This window comes from Acetobacterium sp. (assembly GCF_041752335.1).
Lineage (GTDB): Bacteria > Bacillota > Clostridia > Eubacteriales > Eubacteriaceae > Acetobacterium.
On the sequence record NZ_JBGSHG010000037.1, the window covers coordinates 1 to 23305 of the forward strand.

Annotated in this window: 16 protein-coding genes; 10 read left to right on the forward strand and 6 right to left on the reverse strand. The window is 44.3% G+C overall.

Going from position 1 to position 23305, the window contains the following annotated elements; translation table 11 throughout:
- Nucleotides 1–7 precede the first annotated feature (7 nt).
- From pyrB to ACEW8F_RS05330, 8 genes are all read left to right on the forward strand, one after another.
- Nucleotides 8–883 carry an aspartate carbamoyltransferase gene (gene pyrB / locus ACEW8F_RS05295; protein ID WP_373482447.1) on the forward strand — a complete coding sequence of 292 codons (876 nt, stop codon included), beginning with the start codon at nt 8–10 and terminating at the stop codon, nt 881–883.
- The gene (locus ACEW8F_RS05300; protein ID WP_373482432.1) at nt 880–1314 is read left to right on the forward strand and encodes an aspartate carbamoyltransferase regulatory subunit; all 435 of its coding nucleotides are present in this window, start codon (nt 880–882) and stop codon (nt 1312–1314) included. The genes pyrB and ACEW8F_RS05300 overlap by 4 nt, the downstream gene beginning before the upstream one ends.
- Nucleotides 1315–1327: 13 nt before the next feature.
- Nucleotides 1328–2503, forward strand: a complete 1176-nt coding sequence (locus ACEW8F_RS05305) for a dihydroorotase (protein ID WP_373482433.1) — start codon at nt 1328–1330, stop codon at nt 2501–2503.
- On the forward strand, nt 2475–3335 hold the full coding sequence (pyrF, locus tag ACEW8F_RS05310; RefSeq protein ID WP_373482434.1) for an orotidine-5'-phosphate decarboxylase: 861 nt from the start codon (nt 2475–2477) through the stop codon (nt 3333–3335). Before ACEW8F_RS05305 ends, pyrF begins: the two co-directional genes overlap by 29 nt.
- Nucleotides 3326–4027 (forward strand): dihydroorotate dehydrogenase electron transfer subunit, encoded by a 702-nt coding sequence (locus tag ACEW8F_RS05315; RefSeq protein ID WP_373482435.1) that lies wholly within the window; start codon nt 3326–3328, stop codon nt 4025–4027. The genes pyrF and ACEW8F_RS05315 overlap by 10 nt, the downstream gene beginning before the upstream one ends.
- Nucleotides 4020–4925, forward strand: a complete 906-nt coding sequence (locus ACEW8F_RS05320; protein WP_373482436.1) for a dihydroorotate dehydrogenase — start codon at nt 4020–4022, stop codon at nt 4923–4925. Before ACEW8F_RS05315 ends, ACEW8F_RS05320 begins: the two co-directional genes overlap by 8 nt.
- A 204-nt stretch (nt 4926–5129) precedes the next feature.
- On the forward strand, nt 5130–5705 hold the full coding sequence (gene pyrE, locus ACEW8F_RS05325) for an orotate phosphoribosyltransferase (protein WP_373482437.1): 576 nt from the start codon (nt 5130–5132) through the stop codon (nt 5703–5705).
- 31 nt (nt 5706–5736) lie between these two features.
- Nucleotides 5737–6258, forward strand: coding sequence for a type 1 glutamine amidotransferase domain-containing protein (locus ACEW8F_RS05330; RefSeq protein WP_373482438.1), 522 nt, complete (start codon nt 5737–5739; stop codon nt 6256–6258).
- A 111-nt stretch (nt 6259–6369) separates the two neighbouring features.
- On the opposite strand, the gene ACEW8F_RS05335 is transcribed toward ACEW8F_RS05330, so the two are convergent.
- The 4 genes from ACEW8F_RS05335 to ltaE all read right to left on the reverse strand — a co-directional run bounded on the left by ACEW8F_RS05335 (nt 6370) and on the right by ltaE (nt 13057).
- Nucleotides 6370–7758 carry a GGDEF domain-containing protein gene (locus tag ACEW8F_RS05335; protein WP_373482439.1) on the reverse strand — a complete coding sequence of 463 codons (1389 nt, stop codon included), beginning with the start codon at nt 7756–7758 and terminating at the stop codon, nt 6370–6372.
- 70 nt (nt 7759–7828) lie between these two features.
- Entirely contained in the window at nt 7829–10567 is a 2739-nt protein-coding gene (locus ACEW8F_RS05340; RefSeq protein WP_373482440.1) for a methyl-accepting chemotaxis protein, read from the reverse strand.
- A gap of 243 nt (nt 10568–10810) precedes the next feature.
- A complete protein-coding gene (locus tag ACEW8F_RS05345) occupies nt 10811–11929 on the reverse strand; it encodes a hypothetical protein (protein ID WP_373482441.1) in 1119 nt (372 codons plus the stop codon).
- A 96-nt stretch (nt 11930–12025) separates the two neighbouring features.
- Entirely contained in the window at nt 12026–13057 is a 1032-nt protein-coding gene (ltaE, locus tag ACEW8F_RS05350) for a low-specificity L-threonine aldolase (RefSeq protein WP_373482442.1), read from the reverse strand.
- Nucleotides 13058–13374: 317 nt separating this feature from the next.
- Between ltaE and ACEW8F_RS05355 the strand changes: the two genes are divergently transcribed.
- Together ACEW8F_RS05355 and ACEW8F_RS05360 are read left to right on the forward strand one after the other, a co-directional pair.
- Nucleotides 13375–15108 (forward strand): HD domain-containing phosphohydrolase, encoded by a 1734-nt coding sequence (locus ACEW8F_RS05355; protein WP_373482443.1) that lies wholly within the window; start codon nt 13375–13377, stop codon nt 15106–15108.
- Nucleotides 15109–15294: 186 nt separating this feature from the next.
- The gene (locus tag ACEW8F_RS05360; protein WP_373482444.1) at nt 15295–16545 is read left to right on the forward strand and encodes an HD-GYP domain-containing protein; all 1251 of its coding nucleotides are present in this window, start codon (nt 15295–15297) and stop codon (nt 16543–16545) included.
- Between the two features lie 74 nt (nt 16546–16619).
- On the opposite strand, the gene ACEW8F_RS05365 is transcribed toward ACEW8F_RS05360, so the two are convergent.
- Together ACEW8F_RS05365 and ACEW8F_RS05370 are read right to left on the reverse strand one after the other, a co-directional pair.
- Nucleotides 16620–19358 carry a methyl-accepting chemotaxis protein gene (locus ACEW8F_RS05365; protein ID WP_373482445.1) on the reverse strand — a complete coding sequence of 913 codons (2739 nt, stop codon included), beginning with the start codon at nt 19356–19358 and terminating at the stop codon, nt 16620–16622.
- Between the two features lie 566 nt (nt 19359–19924).
- The gene (locus ACEW8F_RS05370) at nt 19925–23044 is read right to left on the reverse strand and encodes a methyl-accepting chemotaxis protein (protein ID WP_373482446.1); all 3120 of its coding nucleotides are present in this window, start codon (nt 23042–23044) and stop codon (nt 19925–19927) included.
- Nucleotides 23045–23305: the final 261 nt, after the last annotated feature.

Below are 23305 nucleotides of genomic sequence, written 5' to 3' on the forward strand. Positions count from 1 at the left end.
AAACGAAATTGAATCGATTATGCAGCTGGCTGATAATATTATTGCAGACCCCGAGGGTTATTCTTTGGTTTGCAAGGGAAAATTATTAGCCAGCCTTTTTTATGAGCCTTCCACCCGGACACGGTTCAGTTTTGAAGCGGCAATGCTTCGTTTAGGCGGCGAAATTATTGGTTTTGATGATCCCAATAATTCGTCGGTGTCCAAGGGCGAAAGTCTGGGGGATACCATCAGGACCATTGAGTGCTATTCGGACATCGCGGTGATTCGCCATCCCCGGGAAGGAACGGCCCGGCTGGTATCTAAATTTGCCAACGAAATGCCGATTATCAATGCTGGTGATGGCGGTCATGAACATCCCACCCAGACCTTGACAGATCTGCTGACGATTCGAAAATTCAAGGGCAGCTGTGACAATCATATGGTTGGGGTTTGCGGTGATTTACTTTTTGGCCGAACTATCCATTCGCTGGTTAAAACCCTGAGCCGTTACAAGGGCATCCGGTTTGTTTTTATCTCGCCCACCGAATTAAAAATGCCGGCTCATATTCTCAATCAGCTGGATCCCCAAAGTTATCAGGAAACCACCAGCCTGGATGAGGTCATCGGCGAGCTGGACATTCTCTATATGTCCCGGGTTCAGCGGGAACGGTTTGTCAGCGAGGAAGAATATCTGCGTTTGAAAAATTATTATATTCTGGACAAGAAGAAAATGAAGGGCGCCAAGCAGGACATGATTGTCATGCATCCATTGCCCCGGGTCAACGAAATTGCCACCGAGGTCGACGAGGATCCCCGCGCTGTCTATTTTGCCCAGGCCAAGTATGGTATGTATGTGCGTATGGCTCTGATTGCCAAACTTCTCGGAGTGGAGGATGGAAAATGATCAACGTATCGAAACTAAAAAAAGGTATTATCATCGACCATATTGAAGCTGGTCATGGGTTTGAGATTTACAAGGAACTCCATCTCAATGACATCGACGATGTGGTGGTGCTGCTTAAAAATATTCCCAGCAAGAAAATGAAACAAAAGGATTTAATTAAAATCGAAACTGACATGCAAATTGATATGACCGTTCTGGGTCTGATTGATCCCAATGTAACGATCAACTTTGTCAAGAATGGCGAATTGTACAAAAAAATAAGTTTGACCTTGCCGAAGGTTGTCAATGGCATTATGACCTGTAAAAATCCCCGCTGCATTACCCAGTACGAGGATGTGAAAGAAATTAAATTCTATCTGGTGAACGAAGAAAAAAAACAATACCGCTGTGAGTTCTGTGACGCCTACACCACTTTTATTGACGAAGAATAGCGAAGGAGGAAAGATGAAAACCTTAATCAAGAACGTTGAAATGGTTGATGCCGACGGAAGACGGTTTGGCAAGGTAATGATTGAAGACGGTAAAATAAAAAAAGTGTATAAAGAAAAAGGGAACGTCAAGTCAGGATATGATCAGGAAATCGATGGCCGGGGTTATCTGCTGCTGCCGGGGTTTATTGATATGCATTGTCATTTGCGAGACCCTGGCTTTGAATACAAAGAAACCATGGAAACTGGGATGCAGGCGGCGCTGAAAGGCGGCTTTACGACACTGGTGGCGATGGCCAATACTAAGCCGTTCATGGATGAAGCGACGCTTGTCAAAGCTAATCTGGACAAAGCCGATGCACTTCAGCTTTGTAATTTGATCCAGGTGGCGGCACTGACAAAAGCGTTTAATGATTCAAATCTGGTTGATATTGAATCCTTGCGGCCACTGACCAATGTCTTTTCCAACGACGGGGTTTCAATTATGAATCCGGACATTATGGTGGCAGGACTTAATGCTTCAACTGAACATGATTTTATCTTGTTAACCCATTGCCAGCCGGAAACCGAACTGGTTCGACGGGACGTACAGCTGCTGGAAGAAATCGGTGGACATTTGCATGTCTGCCACATCAGCAAAAAAGACACCTTGGAGCTGATTGAGGAAGCTAAGGAAAAGGGCCTCGATATTACCTGCGAAGTGACCCCCCATCACATCTTTGCCTCGGCCATGGACTATAAAGTCAATCCGCCGTTTAGGACTTATCCTGACCGTCGCGCTTTAATTGAAGGCATCAAGGCCGGCGTCATTGATATGTGCGGCACGGATCATGCCCCCCATTCCGAAGCTGACAAACAAAAAGGGGCTCCGGGAATCAATAATTTTGAAATGGCCTTTGCCATGTATTATACCGTCTTTGAACAGAATGGCATCGGCCTGGAAAAGCTCAGCGACATGCTCAGCAACGCTCCGGCCAAACGCCTGGGTCTTAAGGCCGGGTTGATTAAAGAACGATATCCGGCGGATCTGGTGCTTGTGGATCTGAACTGGGAAGGCAAAATCAATCCCAAAGAATTTGTCTCTAAAAGTAAAAACAATCCCTTTGGCGGTGAAACCCTAAAAGGAAAAGTAATGATGACTATGGTGAAGGGAGAAATTAAATATGATGATAATGGACCGGCTCTATCATGAAGCTGTAAAAAAAGGACCGATTTGTGTAGGTCTGGATACAACCTTAAAATTTTTACCAAAATACCTGCTTAGTAAGGACTGGTCCGATGGGGAGAAAATAACCGAATTCAATAAAAAAATTATCGATGCCACCGAGGATCTGGCGGCTTCCTATAAGGTTCAGATTGCCTGTTACGAATCACTGGGACTGGACGGCATGAAGGCCTATAGCGAAACGGTTAAATATGCCAGAAGCAAAGGCATTGTTGTGATTGGCGATGTTAAACGGGGTGATATTTCGTCCACCGGTGATCAGTATGCCAAAGGCCATCTCACGGGTGATTTCGAAGTCGATATCATGACCGTTAACGCTTATATGGGTGAAGATGCGGTATCGCCTTATTATAAATATATTAAAGAAAACAACAAGGGCATCTTTATCTTGCAACGAACATCCAACCCGTCTGCGGTGGATCTCCAGAATCTGGAGGTGGGGGCTGATACCATCTACGAAATCATGGGAGATAAAATCGAAGCCTGGGGAAAAGCTTTCCGCGGCGAAAACGGCTTTTCGGCCATCGGCTCGGTGGTCGGACTGACCCGTCCGGAAGAATTCGAAGCGATTCGGGAACGTTGTCCCCACACCTTCTTTTTAGTGCCGGGCTACGGCGCTCAGGGCGGAACCGGCGAAGATATTGCCAACATTCTAAAAAAATCCCGTTGTGCGGTGGTTAACTCATCCCGGGGACTGATCACCGGTCATCAAAAGGCTGGCTGCGAAGATGAGGGCTTTGCCGAGCATATTAGAAACGCCACCCTGGCAATGCAGGAGGATATTCTTAAATGGCTGTAATCCTAAGTAATACCCTTGTCGCAGCGGGAATTTTTAAAATGACCGTGGCATTTACCGGAGCAGTAAAGCCAGGTCAATTCTTCATGCTGAGAGCCTGGGACAAGGATCCACTGCTTTCTCGACCGATCAGCGTTCATAATTACGAACCCGGTCAGCTCACCTTTTTATACCAGGTGGTAGGAAAAGGAACTGAAATCTTAGCGCGACTGGAGACCGATGATGAGGTGACCATCCAGGGTCCCTACGGCAATGGTTTTCCGGAAATCACCGGCGATCTTTGCGTGGTTGGTGGTGGCATCGGAACAGCGCCCTTGTATTATCTGGTGCGACACTATCAGGAACAAAACCCCACCGGGAAGTGCCGGGTCTATCTGGGCTTCCGGGATCTTGCCTACGGGGTTGAGGCCTTTGCGGCACTGGCCGATGAGGTTGTCCTTGATGTCGGGGGAATTATCACCCACAAACTTGCCGTTTTACCCGGTGAAACCGTGGTGACCTGCGGGCCGGAAATTATGATGGCAGCGGTGGCTAGCGCCGTGCCGGCTGAGCATACCGTCTACGTTTCGCTGGAAGCCCATATGGCCTGCGGGATCGGCGCCTGTCTGGGTTGTACCTGCGAAACCCGTTCCGGCAATAAAAAAGTCTGCCAGGACGGCCCGGTGTTTGTCCGTGAGGAGGTCTTTAATGTCTAAATATCTGGCAACAAAATTTAATGACATCCGCTTTAAAAATCCGGTCATTCCGGCTTCGGGAACCTTCGGTTTTGGTCGGGAGTATGAAGCCTTCTATGATCTGGCTAAATTGGGTGGCCTCTGCTCCAAGGGGCTGACTTTAGAACCCAAATCAGGAAACACCGGGTTGCGGCTCTGGGAAACCCCGGCCGGGCTGATGAACAGCATCGGTCTGGAAAACCCCGGAATTGATGCCTTTATCGAAAATGAATGGCCCCATCTTAAAGAAATTGATACCGTAACCATTGTTAACGTCGGCGGCAAGGATGAAGAATCTTATCTCACCTCCATTGAAAAACTCAACGCCATCGATGCCCAACTGATTGAGCTGAACATTTCCTGTCCCAATGTCAAAGCTGGGGGAATGGCCTATGGGATCAAGGCCGAAACCGCTGGCGATATCACTAAAAAAGTAGTGGAACTTTCTCGTCATCCGATTATGGTCAAATTATCGCCTAACGGCGAAGCGGCGGCCGACATTGCCAAGGCCTGTGAGGCAGCCGGTGCTCAGGGAATTTCGCTGATCAATACGCTGCAGGGAATGGCCATTGACTACAGGAAAAAAGCAGTTGTTTTCGACAACCTCTATGCCGGTCTTTCCGGCCCGGCAGTGAAACCCATTGCTCTGCGGATGACCCATCAGGTCTGTCAGGCGGTGAAAATTCCGGTGATGGCCATGGGTGGCATCAGCGACTGGAAAGACGCCCTGGAATTTATTATGGCCGGGGCAACTTGTATTCAGATCGGCACCATCAACTTCAACAACCCGATGGCGCCGATTGAGATCATCGCAGGGCTGGAAGCCTATTGCATCGACGAAGGCCTTGCCAATATCGGTGAAATCCGGGGAATAGTTTAACGGACAATAGAATGGGTAAACTAATAATAGAAGATCGCAACAAAATATCATAGTAAAATGCGATGCGCTTTGGCTTGACTCGCAGGAGCGAGGGTCTGCCCCGTGGTCATTATTAATTGCCCGGCAGTCGTGAAGCCTCAGTTTAAACGAATCAGAATAATCAAACCTTTTTACAATTGAACAACAAAAGAAATGAGGAATAAGATGAGTCAAGAAATATTAGAAATACTTAAAGAAACAGATGCCTTTTTAGAAGGACATTTTTTACTGTCATCAGGCAAGCACAGTGACCAGTATGTTCAATGCGCCAAGGTGCTGCGTTTTCCGGATGCCGCCGCCAAAGTCTTGGCACCAGTTGTGGTACAGTTAAAAGCGCTGGAAATTGATAAGGTCGTGGGTCCAGCTATGGGCGGCGTCATTGTATCCTATGAAATCGGGCGACAATTGGGCAAAGAATCCATTTTCACTGAACGAAAAGATGGGTTGATGGAACTGCGACGGGGTTTTGAAATCAAACCCGGTGAACGGGTCATCATCACCGAAGACGTTGTCACCACCGGAAAATCCACCATTGAAACAAAAAAAGTGCTGGAAGAGCTGGGCGCTGTCGTTCTCGGTGTGGCCTGCATCGCCGACCGCCGGGCTGCCGGGGTTGAAATCAACATGCCCATCTACTCAGCCATTAAACTGGAAATCACCGCCTGGGATCCTGATGACTGTCCCGTCTGTAAAGCCGGTCAAGTCGCACTGGTTAAGCCCGGTTCCAGAGGGAATGCCTAAAAATAAAATAAAAAAACAGGAGGAAAACAAGATGAAAAACAAAAAGATTATCGCGTTAATCAGTAATGATTTTGAAGATCTTGAATTATGGTACCCCGTGCTTCGACTACGGGAAGAAGGGGTTACCGTTCATGTTGTAGGGGAGGAAGCCGGCAAAAAGTACATCGGTAAATATGGTGTGCCCTGCGTATCCGACCTGGCCTATACTGACATCAATCCTGACGAGTACGACGGGATCCTGGTTCCCGGTGGCTGGGCGCCCGATGCGATCCGTCGTTTCCCGGTGGTGCTGGAAATGATCCGCAGCCTCGATAAACGCAAACGGGTCATTGGTGAAATCTGCCACGCCGGTTGGGTGCTGATTTCAGCCGGAATCCTCAAAGGTAAGAACGTCACCAGTACCCCTGGCATCAAAGATGATATGATCAATGCTGGGGCCATCTGGCATGATAAGCCTTCGATTATCGACGGTCATATCGTTTCAAGCCGTCGACCCCCGGATCTGCCAGAGTATATGATTGACTATATTAACGTCCTGAAAGCTCAGGATTGATCAAACCTGTTAAACTAAAGATACCGACATTTGTCCATCGATAGCTAAGATGCATCGCAGCGGACTGATGTCGGTATTTCTGTATTAAAAAAAGCTAACCGCAATTAAACATCAACTGCGGTTAGCTTTAATAAAGGGTTCTAGTGCTTCAGTATCTTCATGCCAGGTAGCGATTCGGTTTCTGCCGGTTTTTTTGGCCTGGTAAAGGGCTTCGTCAGCACATTTTAACAGATTGTCAAAGGAGTTTTCATCCATTGGATTTGAAGAGACAACCCCAATTGAAACGGTGACAACATCACTGACTGGAGAGGACTCGTGCGGAATACTTAAATTTTGAATCGCTTCTCGCAGCGCTTCGGCGACATTCTGGGCCCCTTTGGTATTGGTGTTGGGGAGCAGACAGGCGAACTCTTCACCGCCCCAACGGGCCGTCAGATCCTGGGGCCGTTTGAGGTTATTCGACAGGGCCGTAGCCACTTTTTTAAGACATGAATCGCCTTCCAGGTGGCCATAGGTATCATTGTAAAATTTAAAATGATCAATATCAATCATCAGTATCGATAAAATGGTTCCCGATCTTTTAGCTTTTTTTACTTCTCTGATCATGGTTTCGTCGAAATGTCTTCGGTTGGCGATCTGAGTCAATTGATCCACGTCGGTATTAATTTTCAGCGTGTCCTGATAATATTTCAAAGCCAGATGATTCTTGATCTTTGCCTTTATAATTGGGATGCTGAAGGGTTTTGTAATATAATCAATGGCGCCCAGCATTAACCCAAACTCAATATCCGTGGTTTCGGTGAGGGAGGTGAGAAAGATTACCGGAATATCTTTCGTTTTTGCACCCCGATTCAGCCGTCGGCAAATCTCATAGCCGTCGATTTCAGGCATGATAATATCCAATAGGATAAGATCCGGGGGATCATTGGAATTGCAAATAGCTAGGGCTTCTATGCCATTGTGGGAAATCACAACTTCATAATCCTCAATCAGAGCAGTTTCCATAATTTTTGTGTTAAGCGGCGAGTCGTCAACCACCAGGATTTTCTGTCGGGTTGGACAGAGATGTTCCAGATCGCTATGGAACTGGTTTGTGTCAAGGTGCTTTCGGACTTCTTTAAGTCCGGCGGATGAGAGCTTTGTATGGGTGATGTCGGTTCCGGCCACATAGGCATAGTTGTCATGGCGATTAAATTCCCAGTCGATGTATCGATAGCTGCCGTCTTTAGAACGGAAACGATTAGAAAAGGTGAGTCGGTGGCTGGTGTGTAGTAACTCCGAAAAAACAAAGGCGGTGGCATCGCGGTCGTCAGGGTGAGCATAATCGACGATATTTGTCTCCGACAGCTCCTCCGCGGTGTAACCGAAGGTTTTTTTCCAGGAAATATTCACCTTTTTAAACCATCCATCAATGTCTAAAATACATAAAAGACCAAGATTCAGGGAAAAAATGCGGTTGATAATTTGTTGTTGATTGTTCGTGGCAAAAAAGTCTTCCATAGGCAATCATTCCAATCGTTTATTAATCTATTTTTTTAATTATAACACGCATTATTAAAAGATGGGAAAATTAATATTTATCAAGATCCATGTCATCCAGAACAATCACCGGTACCGGGGGATCAACCCGTTTATTTGATGGGTCAGGGAGTGAAATTGGGTTGGCTTTAGAAGTAGTGTTTTTTATTTTGAAGGCGCCCACCATTTCTTTGAGCATTTCTGCCTGACCAGACAGTTCCTGGCTGGCGGCGGCACTTTCTTCAGCAGTGGCTGAGTTTGTCTGAACCACCTGCGAAACCTGGTCCAGACCCATGGTAATTTGAGCGATTTCTGAAGCTTGATCGTTGGAGGCCCGGGCAATGCTTTCGACCAGAATCGCTACCTTTTCGATTTGATTGATAATTTCTTTTAAACCATCGGCCGTTTCATCAGCGACTTTTGTTCCGGCTTCCACTTTGGTAATGGAACCTTCGATGAGAGCTGTGGTTTCTTTCGCTGCTTCGGCACTTCTTGCGGCCAGGGTGCGGACCTCTTCGGCGACTACGGCAAAGCCTTTGCCATGCTGACCGGCCCGGGCAGCTTCAACTGCAGCATTCAAAGCCAGTATATTAGTTTGGAAGGCAATGTCATCAATGACCTTAATTACTTTTGAAATATTATGAGACGACTCGTTAATATCAGACATGGAGGCGACCATTTTTTTCATCTGCTCATTGCCGGACTGGGCATTATCTCTAACCTCGATGGCCCGGTCATTGGCTTCGTTGGCATTGATGGCATTTCGTTTCGTTTCAGCCGCCACTTCTTCAATGGAAGCACTGAGCTCCTGAATAGAACTGGCCTGTTCAGTTGTTCCATGAGATAATTGCTGGCCCCCATCGGAAATTTGTCGGGAACCAGACTCCACCTGACCAGCAGCTTCGTTAATTTCGCCCATGACAGTACTGAGGCGGGTGGTAATATCATTAATAGCATATTTAATGGCAATGAAATCGCCAAGATAATGATTGGTAATTTCCTGACTCAAATCCCCCTGACCAATCCGCTCCAGGGTGGTAGTGATCTCATCCACATATTGTTTAAGGAAGGTGATGGTACGGTTCATATCGTCTTTGATTTTTCCATGCTGTCCTTTGAAATCGCCATCCATGGTGATATTCAAATTGCCTTGGGCTAATTGATTTAGTGTCGCTGAAGCAGCCCGGATGGGATCGATAACCACATCCAGGGTATCATTGAAGCCTTCGATGACCCGAGCGTATTCGCCGGGGAATTTAGATGCGTCGCCCCGGTGGTTGAGGTCACCTTCCACAGCAATTCGGGTCATTGTTTGAGTCTCGTCAACGAGCATCACAATATTCTGAATCATTATCACTAGACTGGGAATCAATTGATCATTGTCACTGCGTTTGCCTGTGGCGCTGAGATCTTCAAGATCCTGCATATCACCATTGGCGATATTGTTTACAATATCCATAATATGAATGAGCTTGTTGTTAACCCGGTTGATAGACTGGGATATTTCGGCAAAGACACCACAATAATTTCCATCGATGGACTGGGAAAAATCATTAAGGCTTATCCGGGCTAAAATCTGATTCCCTTCTTCCAGAGCTCCCAGGCCATCAATACAGGCATTGATATTATTTTTTATAGTATTAAAATCACCGTAGTAGGTGTCGGTGATTTTAGGTGGAATTTCACCATTGCCGATGCGTTGAATATAGTCGGCGGCCACATGCAGGGGAGTAATGACGGCATCCAGGGTATCATTGACACCCTCGACGATTTCTTTAAAACTGCCCTGGAAATCGTCGGCATTTCCGCGGTTATCCAGTCGTCCGACCACAGCAGCGGAAGAGAGGTGATTAACCTCAGCGATCAGATGATCAATGTTGTCGATGGTCTGTTTTAATGCTGGCGTTATTTCATCTCGAGGTCCCTGAGGTTCAATTACTGCTGAGAGATTGCCGGCGGCAATCTGGTTCAGAGTTTTAATCAGAACTAATTGAAGGTTATCGGCAAAGTTGTCGAGGGCAACCGCCATTTCCCCAATTTCATTGGTTGGTTTCATATTCAGCCGGATCCCCAAATAGCCCTGGTTCATTTCCTGGATCATCTGGTTAACTCCGGAGATGGGTTTGGTGATGGACTGTGAAAGTTTATAAAGGATCAGCGTCAGGATTAAAAAGACGAAAAAACCAATGCCGGCTATCAGTAGAATGTTATTGCGGACAGCAGTAAACACATTTTCCATGGAGTAGCCAATATTGATGGCTCCGACTAATTCACCGTTAATGTTAACAGGGTAGATGATATCATATACAGTGACATCCATGTCCTCATAGTAGTATTGGGAGGCCAGCGCAGTGCCATCCTGGGCAGCCGCCAACATATCCGGATCATCGGAATAATCAATCCCGATGTCTTTTAGAACGCCGTCTGCTATAGCTACAGCATTATTGTCGATCAGGGTGACATAGATGATGTCATCCTGATCTGCAAGGTTTTGAATAAGTACCTGGGTATCAAATTTATCGGTAATGGATTTCATCTGATCAGGTGGGAGTGCAGTCTGACTATCTTTAATAATTGTCAGTGTATTTGCATACTCTTCAAGCTGTTCGACATAACGCTGGGAGGTTTCGAAGCCGTTGTTTTTCATTTCGTTAAAGAGACTTTCCTGGATTAAATAGGAAGAAACAAGACCAATGGCAACAATGCCTAAAAAAACGCAAAACAGGGGGATAATCAGCAGTTTAAACTGAATCGAGTCAGTTCTTTTTCTTGTTTGATCATTTAATTTCATTTGTTCATCCTTTTTTATAGAGTTTGCTTCTGGATAAAAAGCAATTTTTTCTAAGTCTGGTTTTGAGTATTAGATCAATTATACATGTAGGTTTCTTTTAAGTCAAAATGATTATACTGTTAAAAATTGGTCAATCAATAGAAAAAAGCAATTGCTTGTACCACCTGATCAGGAAGAAAATGCAAACAATTGCGTTTAAAAATATTTATAAATTGATGCGATGACCCGTTAAGATCTAGCTAGTTACTGCTCCACAAAATCAACAATGATTTCGATGAGATCCATGGCCAGTTTATTGTAATGATCCCCGGTGAGGTCGTCGGTACCGGAATAGATCAAGACAAAGGATTTGGCGTTGAGACCGACACCGATTTTTATCCGGGGCTTGTCGATAAAAGCCACTGGAATATTGTCGTTTCTCAAGGTAATGTACAATCTTTCCTTATCGGCAAAAAGTTTTACCAGGGTACGTCCGTCTTCGGCCTTAATACTGTAGGAACCATTGAAGGTAATTACCTTGCTGGTGGTGAGTCGATCCCCCAGCGATACTAAAAACTCCTCAAGATTCAGTTTTAAATCGGGATGCCATTGATCCAGAACGATGGTCCGGATGGTGGGATCGTTATTACTGGAACCAGTTTCCGCCGGCAGATGCAGAACGTTCTCTTTTGAAGCAGCATAATATCCTTTTTGAGAATAAACCAGGTTTTGATCTTCAAGCATAGCGAAAGAAATCAAACCGAAGGATTGTTTTTCCGCCCGCCAGCCACTGACACCAATAGGAGGCAGAAAATTGGCATTCTTAAAAGGCTGGATATCAATAGGATCGTTGGTCAGGGCGACAAATAAAAAATCCGGATTGTATCCGAATTTATCAATACAGAGTTTGATCATGACGGGTTTTTTCAGTACCTTGGACACGTCGTGATAGAGCTTGTACGCTTCATCCACATCTTCAATAAATCCGCCGTCTTTTTGATAATGATAAGCCTTAGCCAAACGATACATCAGAGCCAGACGGATATTTAGTTTATCGCCGACATCTTTGTATTTATTGGGAAAAAGTTTTATATTCAGTTTTTCCGATGCATCATCATAAGCCGAAATTTTTGATTCCACAAAAATCACATGCCGCTGGAGGCTTTTTTCTTCGGCGATGATGACAAGATTAGGTTTGCCGAACTGCCCCAGGGATGGTTCAATGATAAAAGTAATTTTGACAATATCCGGCAGCCATTCAGGCTTGAAGTCATCGGTAAATTTGATTGTGTTCAAAAATTTCAATTGTTTTTCGAAATCGGTTTCCATATCAAGAATGATGCTGTTCACAACACCTTGGTTACCGTAGAAAGTGGTTGTCATAAAGAATCCTCCATTTGTAGTGAGTTTAGTATACCACGTCAAGTCCAACTATAAAAGGATTTTGATGCATCCGCTCATGAAAATGAAGGGTAAAAATCAGGAAAAACGAGAAACAAGGGTTTTCATGCTTTCAATGACCCAATCGATGTCGTCAGAGCTGACCCCGTGATTGGTAACATATCGGTATTCACCATCTTCCTGGCCACTGATTTTAATGTTTTTTTCTAATAAACCGGCAATCAGGGCGGATTCGGTAATCACTGATTCCGGCAGGGTAAAAAAGACCATATTAATATCTAAACGATTCCGAAGGACCGAACAGGATTCGATTTCTTCGAGGCGATTGGCCAGGTAACGGGCGTTCTGATGATCTTCTTCCAGACGGGACACCATCTCAGTCAGACTGATGATCCCGGCGGCGGCTAATATTCCCGCCTGACGGAGTCCTCCGCCCATCAGCTTTCGGTTCTTTCGGGCCTTTTTAATAAAAGCTTCGGTTCCCAGCAGCAGCGAGCCCACTGGTGAACACAGTCCTTTGGAAAGACAGAGGTTCACCGAGTCTCCCTGGGCGGCAATTTCTTTGGCCTCGACGCCCAGTGCCAGGGCAGCATTGAAAATTCTGGCACCGTCGATATGGACCGGGATGTTGCGGGATTGCGCCAGAGTATGCACTGCTGCCATGTTGGCAAGCGGAACGGTTTTTCCAGAAGACTGGGCATTTTCCAGGCAGATCAGGCCGGTATCCGGGAAGTGGATATCATCACCCCGGAGCATCAGCTCCAGTTTTTCCACATTGACGCCATCATTCGAAACCGGGAAAGTTCTAATCTGAACTCCAGAGAGCACTGCGGCAGCGCCCACCTCATGCATTAGAATATGGCAGGCTTCACCGACTAGCACCTCGTTTCCTCTTTGAGTATGGGTCATTATCGCAAGTTGATTTCCAAAAGTACCTGATGGTACAAACAGCGCCGCTTCCTTGCCCAGTAGTTCAGCAGCCAGTTTTTCCAGCTGGTTGACAGTGGGGTCATCCCCATAAACATCATCGCCCACGGTTGCATTGGCCATAGCAGCACGCATGGTTTGGGTTGGTTGGGTGACAGTATCACTTCTTAAGTCGATCCACATAATTAATACTCCTTCGATTGTCTTTAATATTTATTTTATCTATCTCTATTATAACGCGAAAATATCTGGTCGACAAATAAGTTCTTGATAAGGGACACAATCTTAATGAGTTAATGCACATCATGTTAAGGAATGTTTGTTGATCGATACTTTTGCCGAGATATAACAAATTTGCTTGTGAACGATATTAAAATAATAGTAATTTCGAATCTGCATAAATATACAGTAAAATAATGACAAATTACAATAAAAAATAGTTGAAATAAATCTAGGCCGTGTTATAATTTGCCCATATGTGAAAGTATGGGGGAACAGTTTTGGAGAAGATTCAAATTACCATCAATAGTCAGATACGGTTGGTTCTAGTCAGTCTTTGTTTAGTTATGATTATCTTTGTAGCGATTTATTTTAATTTCTACAGGGGTATTGATGTGGTGTATACTCATCTGTTTTATGTTGCAATTATCATGGTTGGCCTCTGGTTTAAACGTTATGTCATTCATTTGGCGATGTTATTGGGAGTTTTTCATATCATCCTCGATTATTTAAGTAATGGATATTTATTGCCAGCTCCCATATTGCGGGGGTGTATTTTTTTATTTGTCGCGATTGTGGTGTATCTTTTGACCACTCGCCTGGAGTGTACCCATGAAAATCTTGATCGTATTCTAAAAAGTGTGGGAGATGGCATTATCGTGGTTGATCTTGAAAAAAAGGTAACCATGCTCAATAAGGTCGCTGAGGACTTAACCGGGTGGACCAGTACAGACGCGCGCGGCAAAGATTTTAACGAGGTGTTTAATCTGGCCCATGAAAATCCCGAATACTATGTCCTGAATCCCGTCGAGGAAGTGATCAGAACCGATCATCCCTATGAATTAACAAACCATGCCGTTATTACCAGTCGTAGCGGTACTCAGGTTTGTATCGAAGATAGTGCCACCCCGGTAAAAGACGGTGAGGGGAACACAACGGGGGTAGTATTGATTTTCAGAGATGTATCCGAGCGTAAGGCTCAAAACGCAAAAATAGAATACTTGAGCTTTCATGATCAGTTAACAGGCTTGCATAATCGCCGTTATTATGAGGAGGCCCGGGAAAGGTTTGATGACGGGCCTCAGTATCCACTTTCCATTATTATGGGGGATGTAAATGGTTTGAAGATGACCAATGATGCATTTGGACATCTGGCCGGAGATTCATTATTAATAGCAGCCAGTAAGGTTTTGACTCATTGTTGTCGTTCCACCGATGTGGTGGTGCGATGGGGTGGCGATGAATTCGTTATTTTACTTCCAAATACCGACGAAGAAATCGTTAAAAGACGGATGAGCCAAATGATAGATGCAGTGGAGTCGTGTGTGGTTGACCAGGGGATTCTGTCCATCTCGTTTGGATGGGCAACTAAGCATTCGAAGACTGAGCCATTCACTGAACTGTTTAAAAAAGCAGAAAGCATGATGTATAAGAATAAACTAACAATGAAATCCGAAGTTCGACAAAATACAATTCAATCGATTATGTGTACCCTTTATGAAAAAAGCGAAGTAGAAAAAATTCACGCGGAGCGGGTTTGTTATTATTGTATGCGCATCGCTGAAGAAATGAATATGGAAGAAAAAGAATTAGAACAGCTCAGGTGGACAAGTCTGCTTCATGACATTGGAAAAGTAACAATTAAGAAAGAAATTCTTGAAAAAAAGGGAGAATTAACCCCGGAAGAATGGAAAGTAATAAAAAACCATCCCGAAACAGGCTATCATATAATCAATACTGCCCCGGAAATGGTTGGAATTGCAACCGCAATTTTGAGCCATCATGAAAGGTGGGATGGAAAAGGTTACCCAAAAGGCCTGGCTGGCGAAGAGATTCCGATATTATCACGGATTATGGCTGTTGGAGCTTCTTATGATACCATTTTATCTGAACGCACCTATAAAAAGGCAAAAACCAAAAGTGAAGCCCTGCAGGAGCTTCAGAATTATGCCGGAACCCAGTTTGATCCCCGGATTGTATCACTTTTCGTGAACCAGGTGGCGAATACTTTATAGAAAAACCGGTCATCACTAAAAGTAAAATTTGTGATGATCTTTTTTCATGTGATTTTTATAAAATTTGAAAAGCTTACCTTAATTATAAATTTGATCGGATATTGTGTTACAATACAAGCAAAAGTGTGGTATCATAGCAAAATAATTATAAGTACCGAATATTTTTGATGGAAAGGAAAAGAAAAAATGGTCTCTCTATTAGAGTTAACCCTTCAATTATCGAGAGCTTCTGACATGGTAAGCCCGGAACTGAATCATCACCAACGTCTTGTTGCTTATATAACCTTTAACCTCGGGGAAGAGTTGAACTTTGATGAGAAGAAACTGAATGAAGTCTCTGTCGCAGCAATTCTTCACGACATTGGTGGATTAAGTATGCAAGAACGGATTAATGTGCTGAAATTTGAAGCCATTAATCCCCACCAGCATGCCCGGATTGGGTGGCTGCTATTAAAAGATTATCGGGAGTTTTCTGAAATTGCCAGAATTATAAAATTCCACCATGTGGATTGGAATGATGGGGAGGGGCTCAGGTTTTGTGGTGAAACGGTTATGCCGGAAAGCCATCTTATCCACCTGGCAGATCGAATTGCCACCCTCATTTCCCGGGACGATAAGATCATTAATCAGAAGAATCGAATTTTTGAAAAAATAGCAAATGCTTCTGGACGAAAATTTAAGCCCGACTTTGTCAAAGCCTTTGAACAGCTAAAAGAAAAGGAATATTTCTGGTATGATCTGGAATCTATCTCCAATGGCCGCCGATATTATAAAAAAATTAATTTCACAGATCAATGTCTGGATATTGACGAATTAATTGGGATTGCCAAGCTCTATGCCCGGGTTATTGACTTTCGGAGTAATTTTACGGCGGTTCATAGCGAAGGGGTATCGGCGGTAGCCAAACGACTGGCCCAGCATTTAAGCTGCGACGAACTAACCTGTAAAAAGATACAAGCTGCTGGTTATATTCACGATATTGGCAAACTGTCGGTACCTTCAGAGATTCTGGAAAAGCCAACATCACTTACCCATGAAGAATTTGCTTTGATGAAACAGCATACCTACCATACTTTTGTTCTATTGCATCAGGTTCAAGGATTGGAAGAAATCAATGAATATGCTTCCATGCATCACGAGCGCTTGGATGGAACTGGATATCCATTTAAACTGACAGGAAAAGAACTTTCACTTGGTGCCCGGATTATGGCAGTAGCTGATATATTTACCGCTGTGACAGAAAATAGACCCTACCGAAAGGGGATGCAGAAGGATGAGGTAATCATGATTTTAAAAAATATGGCACTTGATGGAAAAATTGATACAAGGATTGTTGAAACATTGATCACCTTTTATCAGGACATCAATAAAGCCAGGATAAAAGCTCAGAAAAAGGCAAGAACCCGATATGATGATTTTGCAAAATTACTGGTTTAGGGAGATGTCAATATAAAATAGAAAGCCTGTTTGAATCCATGGATTGAAACAGGCTTTTTTTAATAGTTTTAGTTTTAGTATTTGTCTAACTCCTGATCGTCGAGAATGATTTCGTGCTGATCGTAAGTCACTTGCTCAATAACGGTTTCTTTTTTGTCAGCCGCTGATGTTTTGAATGAACTCGACGTCTTGACACTTTTTAGTTTAAAAGCATCCACCATTTGTTTTAGCATTTCAGCCTGTCCGGACAGTTCTTCACTGGCGGCGGCACTTTGCTCAGCAGTGGCAGAATTAGTCTGAACTACTTGGGAAACGGCTTCAATTCCCTGATTAATCTGGGTAATTTCTGATGCCTGGTCATTTGAAGCCCGGGCAATACTGCCAACCAGGTCGGTAACTTTTTCAATCTGTTTAAGAATCTCGGCCAGGCTCACGGCGGTTTCATCAGCAATCCGGGTGCCGATCTCGACCTTATCGATGGAACCTTCAATCAGATCGGTGGTTTGTTTGGCTGCTTCAGCACTGCGGGCTGCCAGGGTTCGGACTTCTTCAGCGACGACGGCAAAGCCTTTGCCGTGTTGTCCGGCCCGGGCGGCTTCAACTGCTGCATTAAGAGCCAGGATATTGGTCTGAAAAGCGATATCATCAATGACCTTGATGATTTTAGAAATATTGTTTGATGAATCATTGATTTCGCTTATAGCGGCAACCATTTTTACCATCTGCGTATTACCGACCTCAGCATTGGAACGGACATTAATGGCCAGTTGATTGGCTTCGTTGGCATTTTTGGCGTTGCGTTTAGTTTCCGAAGCGACCTCTTCAATGGAAGCTGTCAGTTCTTGAATGGAGCTGGCCTGTTCAGTGGTACCCTGAGCCAAAGCCTGACCGCCGTCCGATATTTGTTGAGCACCAATTTCTACCTGGCTGGCCGCGACATTAATATCGGACAAGGTGGTGCTTAGACTGGCGGCAATATTATTTAAGGCTATTTTTATGGCCAGGAAGTCACCGCAAAAATCGTTGGTAATCTCCAGATCAAAATTACCGCGACCCATGTCTTCAAGGGTATGCGTTATTTCTTCCACATAAGTTCTCAGGAATTCAATGGTTTGGTTCATATCATGCTTTATTTTTCCATGTTGACCTTTAAAATCGCCTTCCATGGTAATGTTGAGATTTCCTTCAGCCAGTTCATTCAGTGTGGCTGAAGCGGCTTGAATCGGATCGATGACAGCATCCAGGGTCTGATTGAACCCTTCTATGACGGTTGCGTATTCGCCCTGGAATTTTGTGGTATCACCACGGTTGTTTAAATCACCGTCTATGGCAATCCGGGCCATGGCTCTGGTTTCTTCCACCAGCATCATAATGGTTTCAGTCATGCCCAGCAGGGCCGGGACCAGCTGATCATTCTCGCTGCGCTTCCCAATACTGCGGAGGAAGTCCAGGTCGCTTAAATCACCATTGCGGATATTGGTGGAAACATCGACAATCCGACCAAGCTGGGCGTGGACTCCTTTGATGGATAAGGCAATTTCACCAAAAATACCTTCATAATTACCTTCGATCGTTTGAGTTAAATCATTTTTATTCATGAGCTTAAGCACATGATCGGCATCGGATAAAGCGGTCAATCCATCCAGACAGGCATTGAGGTTATTTTTGATTTCCCGAAAGTCGCCATAATACTCATCCGTAATTTTGGGTGGAATCTGACCTTTTCCGATTCGTTCAATATATTCGGCTGCCACATTAAGTGGCCCGACAACCGCATCCAGGGTGTTGTTGACGCCGGCGACAATCTCACGAAAACCGCCGCTAAACTGATCAGCATGTCCCCGGGTATCCAGACGGCCTTGCACAGCTGCCTGAGAAAGGGTGCTAGCCTCGGTGATCAGGGAGCGGATGGTTTCAATGATTTTCTTCAAAGCTGGTGCGATTTCATCCTGGGGATCAGTGATTTGCACGTTCATGGAAACATCCCCGGCAGAGATGCGGTTTATTGTGCCGATGACCAGGGACTGGATTGCATCGGCCATATGATCCATGGCGTTTGCTATTTCTCCCACTTCGTCCTTAGTATCCATATTGAGTCGCTTGCTCAAATGTCCCTTGCTCATCTCCTGAATCATTTGGCTGGCCTCGCGAAGCGGTCGGCAGATAAGAGAAGTCAGTAGTAATCCAAGGGCGGCGGCTAAAATCATGCTAAACACGATGATAATTGCCATCGTTGTCGTTGCCCTGGCAGCCTGGGTGATATTCTTATCAGATTTGGCCAAGCCATCAGCAAGTTTTAATGCGGACAGATTATCAATGGCTGCTTGCATGGCGGCAGTGGCCTTACCGGCAGCCCCATCAGGGTTCATCAGGTTAAAGGCTTCAGTGTCCTGATTTTGAGTAGCCAGGTTCATGACCGCTTCAAGATGCTTATTGTATTCAGTTCGAGCTGACTCAAAGGTTTCAAAAGTCTGTTGCATTTCGTCAGACTCAATCGTTTTTTCGTACTTCCGGGCCAGGTCGTCGATTTTCTGCTGATCTTCAGCAATATTCTTCTTAATCGACTGAATGAGGTCTGATTCGTTTGCAAGAATCAGATCCCGCAGGTTAACACGCATTATCTGAAAGGTGGTCGACATCTGACCGATTTGAGAAATAGGAACAGTCATGTTTTCATAAAGCTCCTGATCTGACTTCTGAAGTGACCAGGTGTTAAAGATTCCGATGAAACCCACTATACCAACTAAAAGAGCAATAAGGATAAATGATGTCAGTAGCTTTGTTTTAATTCTGAAATTTTTTAACCAATTCAAGTTATTTTCCTCCGGTTTAAATCTGGGGTACACAATTAGCGGACGGAGTCCTTACTTACAGGTATGATGATAAAAAAATAATCAAATGTTTTGAAAAAGATTCTTCACACAAATTACTTGAACAGACCTGGGTTGGGACTTTTCTTAGGAGAGAAATTTTTTTAAACACCACCTTACAGATTGAATACTTAATCGTATTAATTGATAAATATAATTTATTATAAACCATAATTATTATAAGGGAAAAAATTGTAAAATGAAATAAATAAATAAAAGAAACAAAGGTTTTTCATGCAAATTATTCAAAATGTACACAAGATTCATATACATTATTATCAAATGTCAATAAATTGATGAACAATTCGAATTAACAAAGATATTTTCTATAAATATCATGATGAAAAAGGAATGCTGATTAATAATTTTTGAATAACATTTGACAAGCAACAAAATCTATGACTTCTCTCGAAATATAAAAAAATCCTGAAGACAATTAGGGTTTATTGTCTTCAGGAAGGTTGATTCTAAAATTTGCATTTCATTATATGGCAGTTTATTTACAGCATTTAATATTTATCATTCTCTGTATCATCCAGTGTGATCCGTGGTTCGGGCGAGGAAACCGGAGCAATGGGTGCAGCGGAAACTGCTTTTTCAATTCGCGTTGTTTTGGCCAAATGACTGCTGCTGTTTTGATCTTTGAGTTTAAAGGTGCTCATCATGTGTTTAAGAACTTCAGCCTGACCGGAAAGCTCTTCGCTGGATGCGGCACTTTCTTCGGCGGTGGCAGAGTTGGTTTGAACAACATTTGAGACCTGTTCGATTCCCTTAGTAATTTGAGCGATTTCGGAAGCCTGATCATTGGACGCCCGGGCAATGTTGCCAACCAGACCAGTTACTTTTTCAATTTCATTGAGAATTTCCACCAGGCTTGCAGCAGTTTCATCGGCAATCTTGGTACCAACCTCCACCTTATCGATGGAGCCCTCGATGAGACCAGTTGTTTCCTTAGCGGCTTCAGCACTGCGGGCTGCCAGAGTGCGAACTTCTTCCGCAACGACGGCGAAGCCTTTACCATGCTGTCCGGCCCGCGCCGCCTCAACAGCAGCATTAAGAGCCAGGATATTGGTCTGGAAAGCGATGTCGTCAATCACCTTGATTATCTTGGAAATATTATTGGAAGACTCGTTAATTTCCACCATGGCAGTTACCATTTTTGACATTTGCGAATTGCCCACTTCAGCATTGGTACGAACCTCAATGGCCCGTTCGTTGGCTTCGTTGGCATTCTTGGCGTTTCGTTTGGTTTCAGCGGCAACCTCTTCAATGGAAGCGGTGAGTTCCTGAATGGCACTAGCCTGTTCAGTTGTCCCCTGGGATAACGCCTGGCCGCCGTCAGATATTTGGATGGCGCCAGCTTCTACCTGTCCGGCAGCATCATCAATTTCTTTCATAACTTCGCTTAAATGGGTGGTTATGTCATTAATGGCTAGCTTGATGGCAACAAAGTCGCCATGATAATAGGTTTTGATTTCCAGAGTGAGATCGCCTTCGCCAATACGTTGCAGAATGGCGGTGATTTCAGTTACATAGTTTTTGAGGAAGTCAATGGTACGGTTCATATCTTCTTTAATCTTGCCATGCTGTCCTTTAAAATCACCATCCATGGTGATGTTCAGATTACCTTTGGCCAGTTCATCAAGTGTTGCAGAAGCTGCCTGAATCGGTTCGATCACAGCATCTAAAGTCTGGTTGAAACCGGAAATAACCTTGGCATATTCGCCCATGAATTTGGAAGGGTCACCCCGATGATCGAGATCGCCTTCAACTGCCAGTTGAGCCATTTCATCGGCTTCACTGACCAGGGAATGGATATTTTCAATCATTTGAATCAGACTTGGAATAAACTCATCCTCTTCACTTCGTTTTCCGATGTTCACCAACTCGTCATAATCACTCATATTGCCATGAGAAACATTATTAACGATTGCATGAATATAGTTAAGCTTCCAATGAATTTCGTTGACGGAGGTAGCCAGATCACCAAAGACGCCTAAATAATTGCCTTCCATTTTGGCGGAGAAGTCATTGACATAGAGCCGGTGGAGGACTTCGCCAGTCTCCGTCAAAGCCCCTAGACCGTCGATGCAGGCGTTAATATTGTTTTTAAGATCATTGAAATCACCTTTGTATGCGGTGGTAATTTTGGGTGGAATTACACCGTTGCCAATCCGCTCAATCGCTTTGTTGGCAACCTTGAGGGGTTTAACGAAGGTATTGATGACAGTATTTAAAGCAATAATCAGATCTTTGTAGGCACCAGTGTATTCATTGGTGTTTCCACGGTAGTTAAGTTGACCTTCTAAAGCGGCATTGCCAATTTTTACAATGGCATCATGAACCCTGTTCATTTCCTTTAGTACTGCAATCATTGAATAGGAGATTATATCATCTTCGGATCGGGGTGTGATTTCAACTTCAAAATCTCCCTGAGCCATGCGGTGAGCAGCATCAGCCATGCCCTGGTTGTTCTGAATCATAGTTTCAAAAGACAGCATTAAATCACCGATTTCGTCATAGGTGGTCACTTCAATGTCCACATCAACTTTTCCCACGGCAACTTGATCCGCTACTTCTTTAAGCTTGATAATGGGTTTGGCAAGTTTTTGTGCCATAATATAGGCAGCGACGCCGCCAATTAAGAGAATAACCAATGAGATTAGAAAAATCAGATTTCTCAGATTGGTGATTGGTGCCAGAACGTCAGCTTCATATTGAGCAACAATCAGAGTCCAGTTTGTTCCGGGAATGGGTGCGGTTGAACCAATCTTGGTTTCACCGTTAACCGTATAATTCAGCATCCCGGTTGTTTGGGTTCCCACCTCTTTAAGGGCCAAACCAAAACTTTTCCAGACACCATCTTTTTCAATATCATCGTATACGTTTACCTGGTCCAGTATCATCTGATCATCAGGGTGCGCCATCATCGCACCGTTTTCATTGACAACAAAGCCGTATTGTCGCTCCCCATCGCCCATGGCGTTGGTGGTGTCTTTTAAGAAGGTAGGGTCTCGACGACCAACCAGCAAGCCAACGACCTGACCATTGGTTTTAATTGGAGCTACTTCAAACACAACGGGTTCTTTAGTTACCTTGCTGATAGCCACATCAGAAATGGCCAGGTCCCCTTTGAATCCGTCTTCATACCAAAATTCGCCCCAGGATTCAAACTCGCCGCCACCTTTAATATACTTGGCATGACCATCAAGATTCATCACGGCAATATCCTGGTAACCGAGCCGTTCCACATCACCGGCAATGGCATCAACCTGGGTTTGCCAGTCCATTGTGGTAACCCGGGCTCGGGAGGCTACTTCACTTAGGGTGGACAGGTTTCCGGTGATAATTGCGCCAACATGTGAAGCTCCTTCAGTGGTGTATTTTTGCGCATCAGCATTGGCCTGGTTGGTTAACGCTGATGCGCCCAAATTGACAGCAATAATACCCAGAGATAAGACTGCCAATGCAATCAAAGAAACAGTAAATAGTAGCAGTTTTGTAGATATTCGGGATTTGCGGTGAGCTTTAGCCTGAATAAGTCCAGCAGGATGCATAGTAATTTCTGATGCTGCATCGGTGACATGACCTGTTTCCTGATCCAACATCGGTTCTTGATTTTCGTTCATAATAACCCCTTTCAAATATAATCCTTTGATTTATCCTGATAATAAATTTTGATGAATTTTGAAATTTCTTATTCAGGATGTAGCTTGATAAAGAATAAATGCGACATGCATCAAAAGTAGATGTGTTTGGTAAAATATTAGTTAAGCAAAAGGTCTCCAAAAAGTTGTGCACCCATTAAGGTGGTTTCGAAGCAAAGAGCCATTGTCAATACCGATCAAATGCGTTACCTTTAAAGATGTCCAGTCTCTAAGAAAGGTAAC

Coding starts and splice junctions, on each gene's coding strand:
- pyrE (WP_373482437.1), top strand. CDS start 5,130: ATGAGTCAAGAAATATTAGAAATACTTAAAGAAACAGATGCCTTTTTA.
- ACEW8F_RS05340 (WP_373482440.1), bottom strand. CDS start 10,567: ATGAAATTAAATGATCAAACAAGAAAAAGAACTGACTCGATTCAGTTT.
- ltaE (WP_373482442.1), bottom strand. CDS start 13,057: ATGTGGATCGACTTAAGAAGTGATACTGTCACCCAACCAACCCAAACC.
- pyrF (WP_373482434.1), top strand. CDS start 2,475: ATGATGATAATGGACCGGCTCTATCATGAAGCTGTAAAAAAAGGACCG.
- ACEW8F_RS05360 (WP_373482444.1), top strand. CDS start 15,295: ATGGTCTCTCTATTAGAGTTAACCCTTCAATTATCGAGAGCTTCTGAC.
- ACEW8F_RS05370 (WP_373482446.1), bottom strand. CDS start 23,044: ATGAACGAAAATCAAGAACCGATGTTGGATCAGGAAACAGGTCATGTC.
- ACEW8F_RS05300 (WP_373482432.1), top strand. CDS start 880: ATGATCAACGTATCGAAACTAAAAAAAGGTATTATCATCGACCATATT.
- ACEW8F_RS05320 (WP_373482436.1), top strand. CDS start 4,020: ATGTCTAAATATCTGGCAACAAAATTTAATGACATCCGCTTTAAAAAT.
- ACEW8F_RS05305 (WP_373482433.1), top strand. CDS start 1,328: ATGAAAACCTTAATCAAGAACGTTGAAATGGTTGATGCCGACGGAAGA.
- ACEW8F_RS05315 (WP_373482435.1), top strand. CDS start 3,326: ATGGCTGTAATCCTAAGTAATACCCTTGTCGCAGCGGGAATTTTTAAA.
- ACEW8F_RS05330 (WP_373482438.1), top strand. CDS start 5,737: ATGAAAAACAAAAAGATTATCGCGTTAATCAGTAATGATTTTGAAGAT.
- ACEW8F_RS05345 (WP_373482441.1), bottom strand. CDS start 11,929: ATGACAACCACTTTCTACGGTAACCAAGGTGTTGTGAACAGCATCATT.
- ACEW8F_RS05335 (WP_373482439.1), bottom strand. CDS start 7,758: ATGGAAGACTTTTTTGCCACGAACAATCAACAACAAATTATCAACCGC.